This window comes from Phocaeicola vulgatus ATCC 8482 (assembly GCF_000012825.1).
GTDB lineage: Bacteria > Bacteroidota > Bacteroidia > Bacteroidales > Bacteroidaceae > Phocaeicola > Phocaeicola vulgatus.
The window spans coordinates 2,434,051-2,454,048 of the sequence record NC_009614.1 but is presented as its reverse complement, the minus strand read 5'-3'; the positions used below and the strand labels follow the sequence as shown (position 1 = coordinate 2,454,048).

Annotated in this window: 15 protein-coding genes; 12 read left to right on the top strand and 3 right to left on the bottom strand. The window is 45.3% G+C overall.

The features are described 5' to 3' along the window. The first annotated feature begins 8 nt into the window (after positions 1 to 8). From BVU_RS09515 to BVU_RS09505, 3 genes are all read left to right on the top strand, one after another. Complete coding sequence (locus BVU_RS09515) at positions 9 to 365, top strand: MmcQ/YjbR family DNA-binding protein (RefSeq protein WP_005839873.1); 357 nt, start codon at positions 9 to 11, stop codon at positions 363 to 365. Next, the gene (locus BVU_RS09510; RefSeq protein WP_011965371.1) at positions 349 to 1,116 is read left to right on the top strand and encodes a biotin--[acetyl-CoA-carboxylase] ligase; all 768 of its coding nucleotides are present in this window, start codon (positions 349 to 351) and stop codon (positions 1,114 to 1,116) included. The genes BVU_RS09515 and BVU_RS09510 overlap by 17 nt, the downstream gene beginning before the upstream one ends. A gap of 244 nt (positions 1,117 to 1,360) precedes the next feature. Then, complete coding sequence (locus BVU_RS09505; RefSeq protein ID WP_011965174.1) at positions 1,361 to 2,719, top strand: transposase; 1,359 nt, start codon at positions 1,361 to 1,363, stop codon at positions 2,717 to 2,719. A 156-nt stretch (positions 2,720 to 2,875) separates the two neighbouring features. Here the strand turns inward: BVU_RS09505 and BVU_RS09500 are convergent, their stop codons facing one another. Beyond that, a complete protein-coding gene (locus tag BVU_RS09500) occupies positions 2,876 to 4,243 on the bottom strand; it encodes a S41 family peptidase (RefSeq protein ID WP_011965370.1) in 1,368 nt (455 codons plus the stop codon). Between the two features lie 158 nt (positions 4,244 to 4,401). Here BVU_RS09500 and BVU_RS09495 point away from each other — a divergent pair, with 158 nt between their 5' ends. From BVU_RS09495 to BVU_RS09475, 5 genes are all read left to right on the top strand, one after another. Then, positions 4,402 to 5,727 (top strand): MATE family efflux transporter, encoded by a 1,326-nt coding sequence (locus BVU_RS09495; RefSeq protein ID WP_005839861.1) that lies wholly within the window; start codon positions 4,402 to 4,404, stop codon positions 5,725 to 5,727. Positions 5,728 to 5,765: 38 nt separating this feature from the next. Next, a complete protein-coding gene (gene pyrH / locus BVU_RS09490) occupies positions 5,766 to 6,476 on the top strand; it encodes a UMP kinase (protein WP_005839859.1) in 711 nt (236 codons plus the stop codon). A 257-nt stretch (positions 6,477 to 6,733) separates the two neighbouring features. After that, complete coding sequence (locus tag BVU_RS09485; RefSeq protein ID WP_005839857.1) at positions 6,734 to 7,972, top strand: glycoside hydrolase family 88/105 protein; 1,239 nt, start codon at positions 6,734 to 6,736, stop codon at positions 7,970 to 7,972. Positions 7,973 to 8,026: 54 nt separating this feature from the next. After that, a complete protein-coding gene (locus BVU_RS09480) occupies positions 8,027 to 10,135 on the top strand; it encodes a glycoside hydrolase N-terminal domain-containing protein (RefSeq protein ID WP_005839855.1) in 2,109 nt (702 codons plus the stop codon). Between the two features lie 24 nt (positions 10,136 to 10,159). Further along, positions 10,160 to 13,417 carry a DUF4450 domain-containing protein gene (locus tag BVU_RS09475; RefSeq protein ID WP_011965369.1) on the top strand — a complete coding sequence of 1,086 codons (3,258 nt, stop codon included), beginning with the start codon at positions 10,160 to 10,162 and terminating at the stop codon, positions 13,415 to 13,417. A 22-nt stretch (positions 13,418 to 13,439) separates the two neighbouring features. Here the strand turns inward: BVU_RS09475 and BVU_RS09470 are convergent, their stop codons facing one another. Beyond that, positions 13,440 to 13,958 (bottom strand): histidine phosphatase family protein, encoded by a 519-nt coding sequence (locus BVU_RS09470; protein WP_005839851.1) that lies wholly within the window; start codon positions 13,956 to 13,958, stop codon positions 13,440 to 13,442. 402 nt (positions 13,959 to 14,360) lie between these two features. Next, on the bottom strand, positions 14,361 to 15,941 hold the full coding sequence (locus BVU_RS09465) for an ATP-binding protein (RefSeq protein WP_005839848.1): 1,581 nt from the start codon (positions 15,939 to 15,941) through the stop codon (positions 14,361 to 14,363). A gap of 238 nt (positions 15,942 to 16,179) precedes the next feature. On the opposite strand from BVU_RS09465, the gene frr reads away from it, so the two are divergent. The 4 genes from frr (at position 16,180) to BVU_RS09445 (ending at position 19,989) form a co-directional block, all read left to right on the top strand. After that, on the top strand, positions 16,180 to 16,740 hold the full coding sequence (frr, locus tag BVU_RS09460; protein WP_005839846.1) for a ribosome recycling factor: 561 nt from the start codon (positions 16,180 to 16,182) through the stop codon (positions 16,738 to 16,740). Positions 16,741 to 16,860: 120 nt separating this feature from the next. After that, on the top strand, positions 16,861 to 17,793 hold the full coding sequence (rsgA, locus tag BVU_RS09455) for a ribosome small subunit-dependent GTPase A (RefSeq protein WP_005839841.1): 933 nt from the start codon (positions 16,861 to 16,863) through the stop codon (positions 17,791 to 17,793). A gap of 13 nt (positions 17,794 to 17,806) precedes the next feature. After that, positions 17,807 to 18,826: a M28 family metallopeptidase gene (locus BVU_RS09450; protein WP_011965368.1), complete on the top strand. Its 1,020-nt coding sequence runs from the start codon at positions 17,807 to 17,809 to the stop codon at positions 18,824 to 18,826. An 86-nt stretch (positions 18,827 to 18,912) separates the two neighbouring features. Continuing rightward, the gene (locus tag BVU_RS09445) at positions 18,913 to 19,989 is read left to right on the top strand and encodes an efflux RND transporter periplasmic adaptor subunit (RefSeq protein WP_005849123.1); all 1,077 of its coding nucleotides are present in this window, start codon (positions 18,913 to 18,915) and stop codon (positions 19,987 to 19,989) included. Positions 19,990 to 19,998: the final 9 nt, after the last annotated feature.

The following is a 19,998-nucleotide window of genomic DNA, read 5'->3' as shown; positions in this document are numbered from 1 at the left end:
TATTATATATGGACATAGAAACAATACGCGATTACTGTATCAGAAAGAAAGGAACAACAGAAGAATTCCCTTTTGACAATGTCACCTTAGTATTCAAAGTCATGGGGAAAATGTATGCCTGTATCGGATTGGACAACCCGGGATGGCTATCTTTAAAATGTGCACCCGAATATGCCTTGGAATTAAGAGAACATCATTCCGGCATTGAAGGAGCCTATCACTTCAATAAGAAATATTGGAACCAAGTATCCTTACAAGGTAACATTGACGACAAACTTATTTTATCACTGATAGACCACTCATACGAAGAGGTTATCAAAAAATTCACCCGTAAACTTAAAAAAGAATATGATGAGATCCCCTAACTGGTCAAGCAAAATCTTAAAAGAAGAAACCGTAACCTCAACAAATGACCGACTTGCAGAACTTTGCCAGGAAAAAGAAATCAAGGAATTCACCACGCTTATGGCAGAATATCAAACCGCCGGAAAAGGGCAACGTGGAAATTCATGGGAATCAGAATATGGCAAGAATCTGACATTCAGCACTGTATTTTACCCCCAAACAATCGCTCCCGCCAGTCAGTTCATTTTATCTATGACGGTAGCTTCTGCCATTTGTACCGCATTGGCCCATTATGTCCATGCAGATTGCCTGCAAATAAAATGGCCCAATGATATCTATTGGAAAGACAAAAAAATAGCCGGCATATTGATTGAAAATGATTTAACAGGAAGCCAAATTTCACAGAGCATTATTGGGATAGGGATCAATATTAACCAGGAAGAATTTCATTCATCTGCTCCCAACCCTGTTTCATTAAGACAAATTACTCAAAAGAAAACAGACAGAATGGAAGTTCTGAACAGCGTATTGGAACATATCATAGATCTCTATTCCCGGATAGAAAACAGAGAAACCGATATCATTACCAAAATTCAGGAATACTACCTGAAAGCACAATACCGCAAGAAAGGTTATCACCCCTATTGCGATGCAAAAGGAGAGTTTACTGCCAAACTGATCCGTGTGGAGCCCGACGGACATTTGATTCTGAAAGATAAAAACGGTTCTCTTAGAAAATATGCTTTCAAAGAAGTTAAATACCTCCTTTAGTTGTTCTTCTCTTCAGGAACCATCAACATTCCTCCAGTGGCATGACGTTCTGTCGATTGATACACAGATTCCCCCCTCATAATCGGTTGGGATAACGTAGGGACATTCATTAAATATTACAAAATCAGCCAACTAATTCATACACAAAGTATTGCGAATTAGTTGGCTTTTTTGTATCTTTAGGTATTCCCCCGAAAATAAGATTTGACGGCCAAAACGGGGGAAATATCCAAACTAATAAGATATGGCAAAGATAGTGAATATTTCAGAAATTCACCCTACTTTGGGTTTTACAGAATTTGATATTCTGGAAAAATACCGCAAGAGTTTTAATGAGAGTGAGCTTGGCAAGCTTCATTCGGTCTTTCCGTTTGAATGTATGGCAAAAGCCGCCGGCCTGTCGGACCGGCGCCTGGGACGCAGGAACAGATTCAGTCCTTCCGCAAAGATCGCCCTTATGGTCCTGAAGGCATACACCGGATTCTCCGACAGGCAACTGGTGGAACATCTGAACGGGAACATACACTACCAGATTTTCTGTGGAATTATGATTCCCCCGTCCCTTCCCATAACCAACTTCAAGATAGTCAGTGCCATCCGTAATGAGATAGCATCCCGCCTTGACATTGATTCTTTCCAGGAGCTCCTGGCTTCACACTGGAAACCTTATCTTGATAACCTTCACGTCTGCATGACCGATGCCACATGCTATGAAAGCCACATGCGTTTTCCTACGGACATGAAACTCCTTTGGGAAAGCCTCGAATGGCTCTACAGGCATATATGCCGGCATTGCAGGGAGTTGGGCATAAGGCGTCCGCGCAACAAATACAGGAATGTGGCGGAATCCTATCTGTCCTACTGCAAGAAAAGAAAGAGGAGAGCTTCAAGGACAAGAATGCTTAAGCGCCGTATGATCAAGCTTCTTGAAAAGCTCCTCAGTCAAAGGGATGGGATCCATAGCGAGTACGGTGCTTTACTCCGATATACCCAGGATTATCATAAGCGTCTTTCCATCATCAGAAAGGTGCTTGTACAAGAAAAGGAAATGTTTGAAGGGCGGAAAGTCAGTGACCGCATCGTCAGCATTGACCGTCATTATGTACGTCCCATCGTCAGAGGCAAGGAAAACAAGTCCGTCGAGTTCGGTGCAAAGGTCAATAATATACAGATAGACGGCATATCGTTCATCGAACACCTCTCGTTCAAGGCATTCAATGAGGGTATACGCTTGAAGGACTGTATCCGTATGCAGCAGAAGCTTATGAATGTAAGGGTAAGATGTGTGGCTGCCGATTCCATATATGCCAATAATGCCAACAGAAAGTTCTGTACAAAATATGGGATATCCACATCCTTTGTGCGCAAGGGAAGGGCGGCCAAAGATGAGCCTTTGAGGAAGGTGCTTAGAAGCGAACTCTCAAAAGAAAGGGCAACACGGCTTGAAGGAAGCTTCGGCACTCAAAAGCAACATTACTCGCTCTCAAGGATAAAGGCCAGAAACAGGAAGACGGAAATACTGTGGATTTTCTTTGGAATACATACGGCAAATGCCATACTGATGATAGAAAAAATCAGAAACAAAACAGCTAAAGCAGCATGATATGATTTTACTCACAGAATCAGAAGAGGTCATCAGACTTCTTCCGGAACGTCATGTCCTGTCGGATAGAAGTATGTGAGAAAGCACGGAAAAATGACAATAAGAATGGCATATGAAATGGTCATGCCCTATCATCTTCATATGCCATCTTATTTTTTAGAGACATTTACTGAATATCCCTAACGTATTCATGCTTCTGGCTGACCGGTTTATTCCTGTGATCAAGGAGATGGCCTTACCCAGCATGAATTCATCCGGATCACCCAATGGTAATAAAGCATCTGTCGGATTCTGAGTCAAATCATACTCATTCCATTCTATATCCGGTTTAAAACCAGCACTGTAGTCATCATTCACCGCATTAGTCACTCTCAATGTGATAGGCCAATATATCCATTCATATTTATCATTCTTTTGCATCTCCATTCCTACATTTTTCCCTTCTGTCAATTCGCCAATAAGGATAACATCCATAAATGGGTTGAGACTGTTAATAACGACTTCCGAAGAAGAAGCCGTACTTTGGCTTGTCAATATATAAATTCGATTGGAATTAAGTTTCAAGTAACCTGCCGTTCCTTTCGTTTCCACACAAAAATCATTGGAATAGGATTGTCCCTTATTGTCAGAGAAAACAGCAAACACCTTTTTTCGAGAAGCTTCTGGAATGAGGAGTCCTGCGAGCATATTAGCAGAATTCTCATATCCACCTCCATTATAGCGCAAGTCCAGCACAAATTCATTCACACCTTGCGCCTGAAATCCGGCGAATATCTTCTTCATTTCCTCATCATAGGTACGATCCGAATATCCATTCGGTCCGGAAGTAAAATGATTATAAACCAAATACCCAATCTTCTTATCTCCCCGAGTATATACATTGTGATAGAACAAGGGATTGTCCTCCACGGCCCGGGAAGCTTCTATATCAATAGTTCTGACCTCTGTATCGCCACGTTTGACGAGCCATTGAGTCCTATCTCCATTTAATAAGATTCCATAATTATCGGAATTAATATTATTTCTTCCTTTAACACCCACGATCCAATCCCCTCTTTCCAAACCTGCACTTGATGCCGGACTATTAGGAAGAACATACAGAATACGGGCATAATAATATCCTAAAGGTTGATTACTATCGTTTACAACATTAAATAAAGTAAACTCCATACCATAAGTATCATCCGCATCAATGCTGGTACGTGCTTTATAATCTTTATTCTTCTCCATATAAGAATAATAATAAAGATGCTTTCCGTTTCTCGTCTTTCCATCTTTCAAACTGAGCATAGATCTAAAGAATGTTTGGGGATCAGCAGAGAAATCCAACTTATTTTGAGCAGGAATGTCGTTATTCCACAAATAATCACTGCGCATGACACTCTCTATCCACTCATTGACTTCCAACTCCGTGTTACCATTTCCCGGGTCATCTCCTTTAGCCGGAGTATCATCCGAACATGACATGCCTAACAGACATAACAATAAGCCCAACCAAATATGGATTTGAAAATTCTCTTTCATAATTCTCCTGTTTTGATCATTTTAATAACCGCAAATATATCTATATTCCAATGATATATCATCTTAAACAACAACTATTTTCAATTCAAATTTAAATTTTCATTGGTTATTTATGAGAAAGAGAGTACCTTTGTATCCATCTCTATCAATCTACACTCATGATTCAACTTAATAACGGAAACAAAAAAATACTTCAAATAGCCATCCCTTCTATCGTTTCAAACATTACAGTTCCTCTGTTGGGCTTGATTGATGTTACTATTGTAGGTCATTTGGGCTCTGCCGCCTACATCGGAGCGATAGCTGTAGGCGGAATGCTTTTCAACATCATCTACTGGATTTTCGGTTTTCTGCGTATGGGAACCAGCGGCATGACTTCACAAGCATACGGCAGGCACGACCTGAATGAAGTCACCCGGTTACTACTCCGTTCCGTCGGAGTAGGATTATTCATTGCATTTACTTTGCTAGCCTTGCAATATCCTATAGAAAGAACCGCCTTCACCTTTATCCAAACGACTGAAGAAGTAGAACATCTGGCGTCCCTCTATTTCTATATCTGTATTTGGGGAGCACCGGCTGTATTAGGGCTTTACAGTTTTGCCGGCTGGTATATCGGTATGCAAAATTCCCGTTTCCCCATGTATATAGCCATCACACAAAATATAGTGAACATTGCGGTCAGTCTTCTTCTTGTATATGGATTAGGAATGAAAATAGAAGGTGTCGCCATCGGAACGTTAACTGCACAATATGCCGGGCTAGTCATGGCATATTTGTTGTGGTTACGCTACTACAGCACCCTGCGGAAACGCATAGAATGGCATTCCTTCTTTGACAAACAGGCCATGTACCGTTTCTTCCAAGTAAACAGGGATATCTTTTTCCGTACCATCTGCCTGGTAGCGGTTACTGTCTTTTTCACCTCGGCTGGTGCGGCACAAGGAGAAGTGGTGTTGGCGGTCAATACATTACTTATGCAATTATTCACTTTATTCTCCTACATTATGGACGGCTTCGCATACGCCGGAGAAGCATTGGCAGGAAGATATATCGGAGCCAATAATCAGAAAGCACTCCACACGACGGTTCGCCAACTATTCGGCTGGGGAGTAGGATTATCGCTTGCTTTCACCTTATTATATAGTATAGGGGGACAATCCTTTCTCGGATTACTGACTGACGAAACAACTGTCATTCATGCTTCCGAAAGTTATTTTTATTGGGTACTTGCCATTCCTTTGGCAGGCTTCTCTGCTTTTTTGTTCGATGGAATATTCATCGGTGCGACAGCCACCCATCTGATGCTGAAAGCTATGATAGTAGCCTCTGTCAGTTTCTTTCTTATTTACTATGGTTTCCGGGGGACAATGGGCAATCACGCTTTATGGATGGCATTCATTACCTATCTTCTACTTCGCGGAGTAATGCAAGGAGTCATGGGAAGAAATATTTTAGGATATAAAACAAGTAAAAAAGATTAATATTTTTATCTTTGCAAAAAACTAAAAGACAAACCAATATGGCAAGATTTAAAAGAATTCTACTGAAGCTGAGCGGCGAAAGCCTGATGGGCGAAAAGCAATATGGTATAGACGAAAAACGTCTGGGTGAATATGCGCAACAAATCAAGGAAATACACGACCTTGGCGTACAAATAGGTATTGTAATCGGTGGTGGAAACATCTTCCGGGGGCTGAGCGGAGCTTCCAAAGGTTTTGACCGTGTAAAAGGTGACCAAATGGGGATGTTGGCAACCGTTATCAACAGCTTGGGATTGAGTTCCGCATTGGGAGCGGCCGGAGTCAAGGCACGTGTATTGACAGCTATCCGCATGGAACCCATCGGTGAGTTTTACAACAAATGGAAAGCGATTGAAGCGATGGAAAACGGAGAAGTTGTGATTATGTCTGCCGGAACAGGCAATCCGTTTTTTACTACCGATACCGGGTCTTCCCTGCGTGGTATCGAGATAGAAGCCGATGTGATGTTGAAAGGAACACGCGTGGACGGCATTTATACAGCTGATCCGGAAAAAGACCCCACTGCTACGAAATTTGACGATATCACCTACGATGAGGTATTGAAGCGCGGTTTGAAAGTAATGGATCTTACAGCAACCTGCATGTGCAAGGAAAACAACCTGCCCATTATCGTTTTCGACATGGACACAGTAGGTAACCTGAAAAAAGTAATGACCGGTGAAAATATAGGAACACTGGTACACAACTGATTTTCTCATCAAGTTCATCCATTTGTCATTCCTTATTTCCTTCTAAATGACAGATGGGTGAACAGTTTTTCTCTGTCTTACCATTTTTTCCACAAATTCGTTCTTTATTGACACATATTCCTTAAAAAAGAGACTCAACCGATAGATTTTCCATCTAAATGAACAATTATTCATGGACTTATAGCGTTAATTAGCCTATTTTTACATCAGCAAAAAATGTAAATCATTCAAAGACTATAAAAACGACAGGAAATACCATGAAAAATTACTGTTACATCTGTTTATTGACTGCCTGCATGGCTCCCATGTCTCTCCAAGCCCAAAAAGCAATTCCGTACAGTGGAGAAGTATGTGTAGCCCCTCTCCCTACAGTCCCCACAACCCTTCCCGGCATATCTTCCGACTCGTATGCCCGGCGCTTTGCCGACTCTGAGATGCTCCGCTTTCCCAAAGCTTATCAGCTGGATCATGGCAAACGGCTCTTTTTCGGGTATTCACAAGGAGTAGGCTGCTGCGCCATGCTGGATATGTGGAAAAATACCGGTGACAAACGTTACTTTACGTATGTTGAGGAATGGGCGGATAGTTTGATTAACGAAAAAGGAGAAATCCACCTCTATGATATGTCAACTTACAACTTGGATTACATCAATTCAGGAAAAGTACTGTTCGACCTCTATAAAGAAACAGGCAAAGAAAAATATAAAGCAGCCATGGACCTGCTGGTCGAACAACTCAAAAGACAACCACGTACGCTGGAAGGTGGCTTCTGGCATAAATTGATCTATCAACATCAGATGTGGCTGGACGGACTTTATATGGCTTCTCCTTTCCTAGCCCGCTATGGAGCGGAATTCAACCGTCCTGATCTGATTGATGAGGCGGTAAAACAATTCACACTTTGCCACAAACATACCTATTCACCGGAAACCGGATTATATCATCATGCCTGGGACGAGAGCAAATCCCAACGTTGGGCAAATCCGCAAGACGGTACTTCACCTAACTTCTGGGGACGCAGTATAGGCTGGTGGTTCATGGCCATGGTAGATGTACTGGACTATATTCCCGACAACCACCCCGGCCGTGCCTCGCTTATCAGTTGGATTCAAGGTTTGGCAGAAAGCCTGCCCAACTATCAAAGAGACGGGCTATGGTATCAGGTAATAGACCAGCCCGAACGTGAAGGTAATTTTCCCGAAGCATCCGTAACCACCCAATGTATGTATACTTATGCCAAAGCGGTGAACAAAGGATATATAGACGCCCGATACCGGACCATCGCGGAAAAAGCCTTCAACGGATTAAAGAAAACATTGCTTCGCGAAAACCCCGACGGAACTCTGACGCTGACCCGTTGCTGTCAAGTAGGCGGACTGGGCGGCACTCCTTACCGCGACGGAAGCTTTGAATATTACATTGGCGAAAAGATGCGTGACAACGATGTCAAAGCTACCGGTCCTTTCATCATGGGTTGCCTGCAACTTGGCAAATAGAATCATATCGCATAAACAACAGAATTATCCATCTTTTTAAATTAGCTATATACAATGAAACACACCATTTATGCTCTGACAATGTTTGCATTGGCCGCTTGCACCTCTCCCCAAGAGGAAGCCATAGACCGCCATGCACTGGTAACACGCAATAATCCGGAAGTAACTGCCATGGATTCATTATCCTCCCTGTCGGTAGGAAACGGAGAATTTGCCTACACGGTAGATGCTACAGGATTGCAGACTTTTCCCGAAGTCTATAAAAACGGAGTTCCACTGGGTACACAAAGCCAATGGGGATGGCACAGCTTCGGAAATCCCGAAAACTATAAACCGGAGGAAGCCTTGGTGGAGTATGACTTCGGCCACGGGCACAAAGAGCTATATGCCACCCAACCCAAAGAACCCGGCAGAGCAAAGGAAGCATCCGACTGGTATCGTGTAAACCCACACCGCCTGCATCTGGGTATCATCGGACTTGAATTAGAAAATGAAGTACGTCCCTCGGATGTGCAAAACATACAGCAATCACTGGATATGTGGAACGGTATCATCAACAGCCGGTTCACCCTCAAAGAAACTCCCTACCACATTCAGACAGTCTGCCATCCGGAGCGTGACATGATTGCCGCACGCCTGTCGGCCCGACAACCTGCCGGCATCAAGTTTCACTTCCCCTATCCCACGGGCGGTCACTGTGACGATGCTTGTAATTGGGAGGCGAATGATAAGCATAGCACGACCCTGGTCAGTGAAGATGCACAATCGGCCGTGTTAAAAAGAACACTCGACGCAACCACCTATTATGTAACAATCAGTTGGGAAGGCGCTGCGAAGCTGAGGGAAAAAAGTGCAAACTATTTCGTACTCACGCCAACGGACAGTGTATTTACATTCACCTGCCAATTCACACCGCAAGCGTCCGCTTCTCCCATCCTGACTTTTGCGGAAGTACAACAAGCCTCTTCCGGACATTGGCAAAATTACTGGACACAGGGAGCTGTCGCCGACTTCTCACAATGTACGGATGTCCGTGCCAAAGAATTGGAACGCCGGGTCGTATTAAGCCAATATCTGCTCGCCATCCAATGCGCCGGATCAACCCCGCCACAGGAAACCGGACTGACTTACAACTCCTGGTTCGGGAAATTCCATTTGGAAATGATCTGGTGGCATCAGGCACAATTCGCCTTATGGGGACATCCCGAATTGCTGGACCGCACTTTATCCTGGTATGAAACCGTGGAACCCATAGCCCGCCAGATAGCGGAAAGACAAGGTTTCAAAGGCATACGATGGATGAAAATGACTGATCCCAGCGGTACGGAAGCCCCCTCTAAAGTAGGCAGCTTCCTGATCTGGCAACAGCCTCATCTCATCTACCTGGCAGAATTGCTCTATCGGGCTAATCCATCGGAAGAACTGCTGAAAAAATACAATAGCCTGATACAGGAAACCGCCGAATTCATGTATTCATTCGCCACATACGAGGAAGAGCACGACCGTTATGTCTTGAAAGGCGCTATCCCCGCACAGGAAACGTTGCGCGCCGCCGAAACTGTCAATCCGCCTTTTGAACTTTCGTACTGGCATTTCGCCATGCAAGTCGCCCAAACATGGCGTGAACGTACAGGGATGGAACGTGTACCCGAATGGGATGTGCTGATAGAGAAATTATCTCCGCTGGCATACAACGACGAACAGCTGTATCTGGCAGCCGAGACCGCGGTGGATACCTATAAAGATATCCGTTTTACCTCAGACCACATGGCAGTGCTGGGCGCTGTCGGCATCCTGCCCATGAATCAGCTGATTCATGCCGGATATATGAAAAACACCCTGCACTGGATTTGGGATAACTGGAACTGGGACAAGACCTGGGGCTGGGATTATCCGATGACAGCCATGAATGCCGCCCGAATGGGTGAGCCCGAAAAGGCGGTCAGCGCATTATTGATGGACAAGCGTACCAACACCTATCTGGTAAACGGTCACAATTACCAGGACGGGCGTCTGCGTATTTACCTGCCCGGCAACGGTGGATTACTGACCACAGTCGCCATGATGTGCGCCGGATGGGACGGATCGGAAGGAAACAATCCCGGATTTCCGAAAGATGGCAAATGGAATGTACGCTGGGAAGGGTTACAGCCGTTACCGTAAGAACAGGAGTTAGCAGTTATTATCATGAAAACGACATATTTACTTCTATGCCTGTTGGGCATCGGTAGCGTTTCCGGCGCAGGACAAACCAAGCAGCCACAAAAGATAGGTGATTTCATAGAATCCACTTCGTACAACGAACATCGCCGGAATGCCACCCGAAGCCTGCAATATACCCCTGACGGAGACGATTTTGTCTGCATCAACGGTAAGAATCGCTTTACCCGTGCCTTATACGGCAGCCACACAGCATTCCGGCTGGAAACAAGCGACCGGCCCGTATTCGCTGCTTATACCAAGGAGAATCCGAAGCACATCTGCTTTAAACTGCAAACCTCCGGAGGCACGGTAGCCCTTGACTCTACCGAACACTGCGAGTCCCGTTATACAGCGGGACGCCGCAGCTACAGTTTATCTGATCCGGCTTTCGGAGGCGGAAGCTTATCCATTACCACATGGGCACTTCCCGATAAAGAAGGGGCCATCTGGCAATTCAACGCCCGGAATTTCAAGGAATTCCATCCCGTTCTACTGGCATCCATTTCAGAGATACGTAATTCCAAACTAAACCGTAACGGAGACATGGGAGCCGACCCTGCCGACAGTTTCGAAGCTCCTCTCCAGCCTCAACAGTTACAATCCTTCCCGGTGCAGATAGACGGAACACTTTATATTCTATTGGAAAACCAGGAACTACGCACACTGACGACTGCCGAAGGCGAAAACCTGTTTAAAAAGGCAGAAGCCGCCCGCTCCGAAACAGCCTCACGCATCCGCATTGAAACACCCGACCCTTATTTCAACACCTTAGGAGGCACGCTGGCTATGGCTGCCGATGGAATCTGGGACGGCGAAGTGTGGCTACACGGTGCCATAGGCTGGCGAATGCCCCTCAGTGGCTGGCGAGCCGCCTATACCGGCGATGTTTTGGGATGGCATGACCGTGCCCGGACCCATTTCAACGCATACGCGGCAAGTCAGGTCACCGAAGTGCCCAACACCTTCCCCCATCCGGCACAAGATTCCGCCCTGCATCTGGCACGTTCCGTCAAGAAATGGGGTACACCCCAATACAGTAACGGATACATCTGCCGTAATCCGCACCGCAATAATCAGATGCACCACTACGACATGAACCTTTGCTACATAGACGAATTGTTATGGCATTTCAAGTGGACGGGGGACTTGGATTATGTCCGCCAAATGTGGCCTGTCATCACCCGTCACCTCACATGGGAAAAGCTGAACTACGACCCGGATAACGACGGGCTGTATGACGCGTACGCCTGCATTTGGGCCAGTGACGCCCTTTATTACAATAGCGGAGCAGTCACCCATTCATCGGCTTATAACTACCGTGCCAACAAGACAGCGGCTCAATTGGCAGAAAAGATAGGCGAAGATCCCACTCCTTACCGCAACGAAGCCGAAAAGATTCTGAAAGCCATGAACGAGAGGCTATGGCTTCCCGACAAAGGACATTGGGCGGAATATCAAGATTTTATGGGTCACAAGCGAGTACACGAAAGTGCCGCTGTATGGACCATTTATCATGCTATAGACAGCGAGACAGCCAATCCGTTCCAAGCCTATCAAGCTACCCGTTATGTAGACACGTCCATTCCTCATATCCCCGTCACGGCCCATGGATTAAAAGAGAATGGCTATGCCACTATCGCCACCACCAACTGGCTGCCCTACTCATGGAGCATCAATAATGTCGCCTTTGCCGAAGTGATGCATACCGCATTGTCATACTTCCAGGCCGGACGTGCCGACGCCGGATACAAACTTTTGAAAAGTTCTGTTCTGGACGGCATGTATCTAGGAGACAGTCCGGGTAACTTCGGCCAGATCAGCTTCTATGATGCCGCACGCGGAGAATGCTACCGCGATTTCGGTGATCCCATCGGAGTCGCTTCACGAGTACTGATCCAAGGTCTGTTCGGTATCCTGCCGGATGCCCTGAACCAGCAAATCATCCTCCGGCCGGGCTTCCCGGACGACTGGGACAAGGCTTCCGTCAGCACTCCCGATATAAACTATCGCTTTACCCGGAAAGAAGATACGGATACCTATCATATCACACAACGGTTCCAGACTCCTCTCCATCCGGTATTGCACGTCAATGCCAGAAAAGAGAAGATCCGTTCAGTAAAAGTGAACGGTGTCCCTGCCACATGGCAATCCATCGAATCGGCCCATGGCTATCCTCTTCTTTCAATCCAGGCGGAAGGAACATCTTCAACCACCATTACCATCGAATGGGAAGGAGCACCACTTCACACGTTGGCAGTCCAAGAACCAGTCATCACTTCAAACGGGAAGTTGGCTTTGCAAATACCTTCGGGAGCATCCATCTCCCAAGTATATGATCCTCAGAGCGTTTTAGCAAATCACACTGTGGAAGCCACCGCTTTCAACGCACAGATAAAAGGTGAACCGGGACACCACACTTTCTTTGTTTACACCCATCAGGGAGAAATGGATTGGTGGCAACCTGTTAATATCTATATAGAGAACGTCTGGGAATCCCCCTCCTATACAGACTTTGCAGATATCCGTCCCGAAAAATGCCGGATGGTTGATTTTGACCGGCAACTGAATGCTTCCGTCACCGATATATATCAAAATGAATACTTGTCTCCCCGGTCTCCATACACTACGTTGCAACTTCCCACACAGGGAATAGGAGAATGGTGTCATCCGCTGCTGAGTGCTACCATAGACGACTCGGGATTACGCAGTCTTGTACATCATGATACTTTCCAAACGTCTTTAGGCATCCCCTTCCGTCTGAAAGAAAAAGGAAACAACATTCTTTTCACCTCCCTATGGGATAATTACCCGGACAGTTCCACCATCTCACTATCAGGCACTGCCTCACATGCTTATCTGCTGATGGCGGGAAGTACCAACCACATGCAGTGCCACATTGCCAATGGAATAATACGCATACACTATGCAGACGGAACTTCCCAAGCAACGGAGTTGACCAATCCGGACAACTGGTGTCCTATAGAACAAGATTTCTATGTGGACGGCAAAGCATTCCAAGCAACTGCTCCCCGGCCGTACCGTCTGCACTTGAAAAGCGGTAAAGTAAGCCGTGATCTGGGTAAGGAACTCAACATCACTGGTGTATATGGACGTGAGATAGAAGGTGGTGCAGGCATATTGCTCGATATTCCTTTGGATCATTCCAAGGAACTAAAAAGGCTGACCCTGGAAACCCTGTCCAATGATGTGGTGATAGGAATCATGGGAATCACTTTGCAATAACCACGTGTTATTCAATGCGGAATTACGTTAACTTGAACCGGCGTAGTTCCGCATTATTCATCTTTGGCACACTACGTAAATGTTCCAAAGTCACTCCTTGAATGTGTGCCTGTACCGCCCTGTTTATCAGTCCATGCCCGACTGCCAACACCTGTTTTCCATCATATCGCTCTTTCAAGTAGTCCACAAAACGCCCCGCACGCTCATACAGCATTGCCTCCGTTTCCACATCTGCCGGAAAATGTTGCAAATCAACTTCTTTAATGGCAAGACCTGTCCAACTCCCCCAATCGATTTCACGCAACAAGACCGTTTTCTCCCAAGGCAGGTTCCGACCTTCCACCGCGATACGGGCCGTATCCACACACCGTTTCAAATCACTACTGACCACTGCATCCAAAGAGATATTCCGCAAAGTATCACGCAGCGCTTCAGCCTGTGCTATTCCTTCAACAGTCAGCGTGCCCGGCATATGTCCTTGGAAAATACGGGCGATATTCTCTTCTGTCTGCCCGTGACGGGCTAAATATAAAGTTATCATCTTTTTTAATGCAAAGATAATGCTTACCGGCCAGATTTACTTCAAAAGGGCAACCTTCTTATTCTCCTTTCCAAAGAAAAGCAATCTTCAGACAGATGATAAAAAAATAACAATCTTGCCTATAAAAGTATTCTCCCCGTAGATTAAGGGGGTTCTTCCGTACAGTTAAGGCCTTTCATGCGGTAACCTACTACAGACTCCGTCAGTAGACTGTACAGTCTGTTACATCAGACCGTACGGTCCACTACAATAGTTTATACAGTCCATTATCGGAGTCTGTAGTAGGTTACCGTATGAAAAAGCTTAATCATGCAGTAGAAAAGACTTAGTATACAGGGGAAAAAGGCTTAAGTATTCATCAAAAGCAGACAGCCACCTTCGAAATGTCACTCCGCCTGCAAGCTACAAATTATCCACCGTATCTTCCACTTCTATCACCCAGTCCCCGATAGTACGGGTGGCACTGTCGAAATTAATCCCCACCTTCACGATGCGCCTGCCATCCTTGCGATAAGGAACAGCATACAGCCTGCTGTTTATCTGCGCCAATGCCTCCCGGGCCGTACCGTCATATTTAAATTCCAGCACATAAATGGCATCCTGCATCTTTATGACCACATCCGCACGCCCCACCGCACTTTTCACCTCGCTGTCCACATACATCCCCATCAGACGGAACAACAAATAAAAGATGGTCTGGTAATGCTTCTCCGTCTTGTTCTCCAAATCATTGGGAATGGAAGCAAAGAAAGAACGCGTACGTTCCAAGCAGCTCTCTATATCTCCCTTACGAAGATCGCGAATGAAGGAAACGACATAAAAAGTACTGCTCTGACCCGGCAACTCAAGGTAAGCGGGCAACAGGGACTCGATGAAACCTTTACGCACCTCCCCGTTGGGATAGGCCAGCCGGTACACCTGGAACTCGGGATCATATCCCTTGATCGTCAGGTAACCACTTTGATATAAAACGGGGATAGGACTAGTTACACGTTCCGTCGGGGCATCAAACTGCTCGTCTGTAGCCTCCACCCCCTCCAGCTGGCGCACGTCAAAATCCGTTTCCTGCAACAAATCAATCAAGAAAGTAGGAGTGCCGGTAGAGAACCAGAAATTCTTGTACTCCTTTGCATCAAAGGCATTGAACAGACTAAAAGGATTGTAAATATCCTCACAATGCTTGCTGAAATGATACCCGTCATACTGCCGCTTCAGATGCGCACAGGCAGCTTCATACGTCTCGCCGTTCGCCAAAGCCATCCGCTCAATGTCCGGACGAAGCTCGTCCAGCAACTCCCGCTCGGTGATGCCGCATATCGCGCTGAAGTCATCCCGCATACTGATGTTCTTCAAATTATTCAGCTCACTGAAGATGCTCATCTGGCTGAACTTGCTGATTCCCGTGATAAAGAGGAAACGAAGGTATTGCCCCAATCCCTTGAGAGGACTGAAAAACTTACGCAGTTCATTCCGAAGCTCCTGCTGCAAGGGGATGTTGGAATTACTGTCCAAAAGAGGAGCGTCGTATTCGTCAATCAGGACAACGACCGGCAGACCGGTCTGTTCATACGCACGACGGATCATACCTTGCAGACGAGCAGCAGGAGTCTTTTCCTCCTTTTCCGCCCCATAAACCTTTTCACAACGAAGTAAAAACAGATTCAACTGTTCCTGCAAATCGAACAGGGTAGTATATTTAGTCAGACTGAAATCAATATGGAATACCGGATACACGTTCCAGTCCTTTTCCAGACGCTCCATGGCCAGCCCCTTAAACAAATCTTTTTTCCCTTGAAAGTAAGCCTCAAGAGTGGACACCAACAAGCTTTTCCCAAACCTCCGCGGACGGCTCAGAAAATACACACTGTCCGTGTTAGCCAATCGGTAAACCAGTTCGGTCTTGTCTACATATACACAATTCCGGTTACGCAACTGCTCAAAATTCTGTATACCTATGGGGTATCGTCTGTAATTTTCTTCCATATTCTCATTGTTTTCTAATTCTGCTTATGGGATAGAAACAAAGATAGCTGTTATCCGATAAAACACAAAAACTTTTCATTTGTTTTTAATAAAGCCCCAACAACTTAAACTGGTGATGATAAGGTAAAGAGCCGTTAGAAATATAAAATCATCTCTCTTTTATTGCAGATAATCAAAAAATAAATTACTTTTGTTTCACTTAAAACGAATCAATAAACAACTTAAATAACAGAACAGTATGATAGACGCAAAAACTTGCATCAACGACGCACAAGAGAAAATGGACATGGCCGTTATGTATTTGGAAGAAGCCTTAGCGCACATTCGTGCAGGAAAAGCCAGTACCCGGTTGCTGGACGGCATTCGTGTTGACTCTTATGGAAGCATGGTTCCCATCAGTAATGTAGCTGCCGTGACTACTCCCGATGCACGCAGTATCGCCATCAAGCCATGGGACAAAAGTATGTTCCGTATCATCGAAAAAGCTATCATGGACTCTGATCTGGGCATCACTCCCGAAAACAACGGTGAAATTATCCGTTTGGGTATTCCGCCATTGACAGAGGAACGCCGCAAGCAACTGGCCAAACAATGTAAAGGCGAAGGCGAAACCGCAAAAGTAAGTATACGCAACGCACGCCGTGACGCTATAGACACACTGAAAAAGGCCGTTAAAGAGGGTATGCCCGAAGACGAGCAAAAGAATGCGGAAGCCAAACTTCAGAAAGTACACGATAAATATATCGCGAAGATTGAAGAACTTCTAGCAGAGAAAGATAAAGAAATTATGACGGTTTAATGAAGAACTTAAAATAATGAAGCAATAATAATGAAGAAGGAAGAATTGTCCTGCACAGCCTTGCTTTTGTCCGTGCGATCCAATTCCTCTTTCTTCATTTTTCATTCTTCATTTTAATTTATGAAAGGACTAGTAATAAAAAACACAGGCAGCTGGTATCTTGTCAAAACAGAAGACGGACGTACCATCGAATGCAAGATCAAAGGAAATTTCCGTTTAAAGGGTATTCGGAGTACCAATCCCATTGCTGTAGGAGATTATGTACAAATCATTATCAACAATGAAGGAACCGCCTTCATCAGTGAGATAGAAGACCGCAAGAACTATATCATCCGGCGCGCCTCCAACCTTTCCAAACAATCGCACATACTGGCTGCCAATCTGGATCAATGTATGCTGATTGTTACAATTAATTATCCCGAAACCTCAACTATATTCATTGACCGTTTTCTAGCCACCGCGGAAGCATACCGTGTACCCGTCAAACTGATATTCAATAAGACAGACAGGTATAATGAGGATGATACACGCTATATGGATGCTCTGATAAACCTGTACACATACATCGGTTACCCTTGCTTCAAAGTTTCCGCACTGAACAACATAGGTACAGATGAAGTGAAAAAAGACCTGGAAGGGAAGGTCACTTTGCTTTCCGGCAACTCAGGAGTAGGGAAATCAACATTAATCAACGCCATTTTACCTGAACAAACTTTGAAAACAGGTGAAATATCCGATTACCATAACAAGGGAATGCATACCACAACCTTTTCCGAAATGTTCCCGGTAGACGGCGGCGGATACATCATCGACACTCCGGGTATCAAAGGTTTCGGAACATTCGATATGGAAGAAGAGGAAGTAGGACATTACTTTAAAGAAATATTTGAATATTCCGCTCATTGCAAGTATGGAAACTGCACCCACAGGCACGAGCCCGGATGCGCCGTACGCGATGCAGTGGAGAAACATCTAATCAGCGAGTCACGCTATACTTCTTACCTGAATATGTTGGAAGACAAGGAAGAAGGCAAGTATCGCGCCGCTTACTAAAAACCACAACTTTATGAAAAAACACCTCTTAGCTATTGCACTGTTTGCATTATGCACCACCGGGCTGAATGCCGCTTCTCCTAAAAAAGTAGCTCCTGAAAAAAAAGGAGTAGAAACCATTAACCGTGCCACAGCCGAAGCACATATCGGCTTTTTGGCCTGTGACGAACTGGAAGGACGCGAAGCCGGATGGAAAGGTGGACGCATTGCAGGCAATTATATCATTTCCTGCCTGAAACAGATGGGAATAAAGCCACTGGACGGAGACTATATACAGCCCTTTGACGTGTATCATGCTGAACGGCAAGTGAAAGGGAAACGCTGGCAAGTACATCCCGATTCTATTGCGGAACTGAAAAAAGTGGTATATCAAAAATTGGCATTACGTAATATCTTAGGTAAAATAGAAGGAAAGAATCCAAATGAAATTGTCATTATCGGTGCACATTACGACCACATAGGCTACGATCCGATGCTGGAAGGAGATCAGATTTATAACGGTGCAGATGATAATGCATCAGGCGTTCAAGCCGTATTACAGGTAGCCCGTGCTTTTCTTGCTACCGGCGAGCAGCCGGAACGTACCGTTATCTTCGCTTTTTGGGATGGTGAGGAAAAGGGATTGCTGGGCTCCCGTTATTTCGCCATGAACTATCCGGATATTAAAAAGGTAAAAGGCTATTTGAACTATGACATGATAGGACGTAACAACCGGGAGGACCAGCCCGATTATTTCGTTTACTTCTATACCGCAGCCCATCAGGCCTTCGGTGACTGGCTGAAAAAAGATATTGAGGATTACCGCTTGCAGTTATCCCCTGACTACCGGGCTTGGGACAATCCGGTGGGAGGCAGCGACAACGGCACGTTCGCCAAACTGGGAATACCTATTATATGGTATCACACTGATGCCCATCCCGATTATCACCTTCCGGGAGATGAAACACAGAAAATCAATTGGCTGAAGATAGTCGATATAACCAAAGCCTCTTTCCTTGCGATGTGGAAACTGGCAAACGAAAAAAAATATTAAAAAAGAACGTGGCGTTTAAACTGAACGCCACGTTTTTTTATCTAATCTTACATTAACGTATTTATTAAACCCATATAGAAAGGCACATGAACAAACGAATCAAATGGGGCATCATTATATTAATCGGAGCCGGCTTGGCCGGACTAGGCATCTATCAATTTACCCCTCACGAAAATGAAGAACTGACAGCCGCCGACGCGTTGCCTAAAGAAAACAAGCAACGCACATTGAAAGTCAATGCACAAGTCATAAAACCACACTTGCTGACAGATGAAATATTGGTGACCGGACGCCTGGTTCCTGACGAAGAAGTGAGTCTGTCTTTTGAAACCTCCGGAAAGATCACCGATATTTTTTTCACAGAAGGCACATTGGTAAAACGAGGAGAATTACTTGCCAAAGTAAACGACCGGCAGTTACAGGCTCAGTTAAAACGTCTGGAAGCACAAATACCTTTAGCCGAAGACCGTGTGTTCCGCCAAAACGCCCTGTTAAAACGAGATGCGGTCAGTAAAGAAGCATACGAACAGGTAAAAACCGAACTTGCCACCCTTAACGCTGATATCGAAAATATCAAAGCCAACATTGACATGACCGAACTCCGCGCACCATTCGACGGTATCATCGGATTGAGGCAGGTCAGTACGGGAGCATACGCCTCCCCCACCACTGTAGTAGCCAGACTGACCAAAGTGACTCCATTGAAAGTAGAGTTCGCTGTACCGGAACGTTATGCCCGGGAAATAAAAAAAGGGACTAATCTGGAATTCAAAGTAGAAGGAAAACTGGATACCTATCATGCACAGGTTTATGCAACCGAATCCAGTATAGATATGGAAACCCATTCATTGAACATCCGTGCCATCTACCCCAACCGCAACGGCGAACTGCTGGCAGGCAGATATGCAGATATTCAATTAAAACAAAAAGAAATAGAAGATGCGATAGCGATTCCATCCGAAGCGATTGTCCCCGAAATGGGTAAAAATAAAGTATTTGTTTATCGTAGCGGAGTTGCAGACCCTGTAGATGTTATCATAGGTCTTCGTACCGAAGCCGAAGTACAGATTGTACGAGGATTGTCTGTGGGTGATACCATCCTGACATCGGGTACACTGCAATTACGTAAGGGAATGCCTGTGGAACTTCAGGCCATTAACTAACAACTAAAA

Coding starts and splice junctions, on each gene's coding strand:
- BVU_RS09515 (WP_005839873.1), top strand. CDS start 9: ATGGACATAGAAACAATACGCGATTACTGTATCAGAAAGAAAGGAACA.
- BVU_RS09510 (WP_011965371.1), top strand. CDS start 349: ATGATGAGATCCCCTAACTGGTCAAGCAAAATCTTAAAAGAAGAAACC.
- BVU_RS09505 (WP_011965174.1), top strand. CDS start 1,361: ATGGCAAAGATAGTGAATATTTCAGAAATTCACCCTACTTTGGGTTTT.
- BVU_RS09500 (WP_011965370.1), bottom strand. CDS start 4,243: ATGAAAGAGAATTTTCAAATCCATATTTGGTTGGGCTTATTGTTATGT.
- BVU_RS09495 (WP_005839861.1), top strand. CDS start 4,402: ATGATTCAACTTAATAACGGAAACAAAAAAATACTTCAAATAGCCATC.
- pyrH (WP_005839859.1), top strand. CDS start 5,766: ATGGCAAGATTTAAAAGAATTCTACTGAAGCTGAGCGGCGAAAGCCTG.
- BVU_RS09485 (WP_005839857.1), top strand. CDS start 6,734: ATGAAAAATTACTGTTACATCTGTTTATTGACTGCCTGCATGGCTCCC.
- BVU_RS09480 (WP_005839855.1), top strand. CDS start 8,027: ATGAAACACACCATTTATGCTCTGACAATGTTTGCATTGGCCGCTTGC.
- BVU_RS09475 (WP_011965369.1), top strand. CDS start 10,160: ATGAAAACGACATATTTACTTCTATGCCTGTTGGGCATCGGTAGCGTT.
- BVU_RS09470 (WP_005839851.1), bottom strand. CDS start 13,958: ATGATAACTTTATATTTAGCCCGTCACGGGCAGACAGAAGAGAATATC.
- BVU_RS09465 (WP_005839848.1), bottom strand. CDS start 15,941: ATGGAAGAAAATTACAGACGATACCCCATAGGTATACAGAATTTTGAG.
- frr (WP_005839846.1), top strand. CDS start 16,180: ATGATAGACGCAAAAACTTGCATCAACGACGCACAAGAGAAAATGGAC.
- rsgA (WP_005839841.1), top strand. CDS start 16,861: ATGAAAGGACTAGTAATAAAAAACACAGGCAGCTGGTATCTTGTCAAA.
- BVU_RS09450 (WP_011965368.1), top strand. CDS start 17,807: ATGAAAAAACACCTCTTAGCTATTGCACTGTTTGCATTATGCACCACC.
- BVU_RS09445 (WP_005849123.1), top strand. CDS start 18,913: ATGAACAAACGAATCAAATGGGGCATCATTATATTAATCGGAGCCGGC.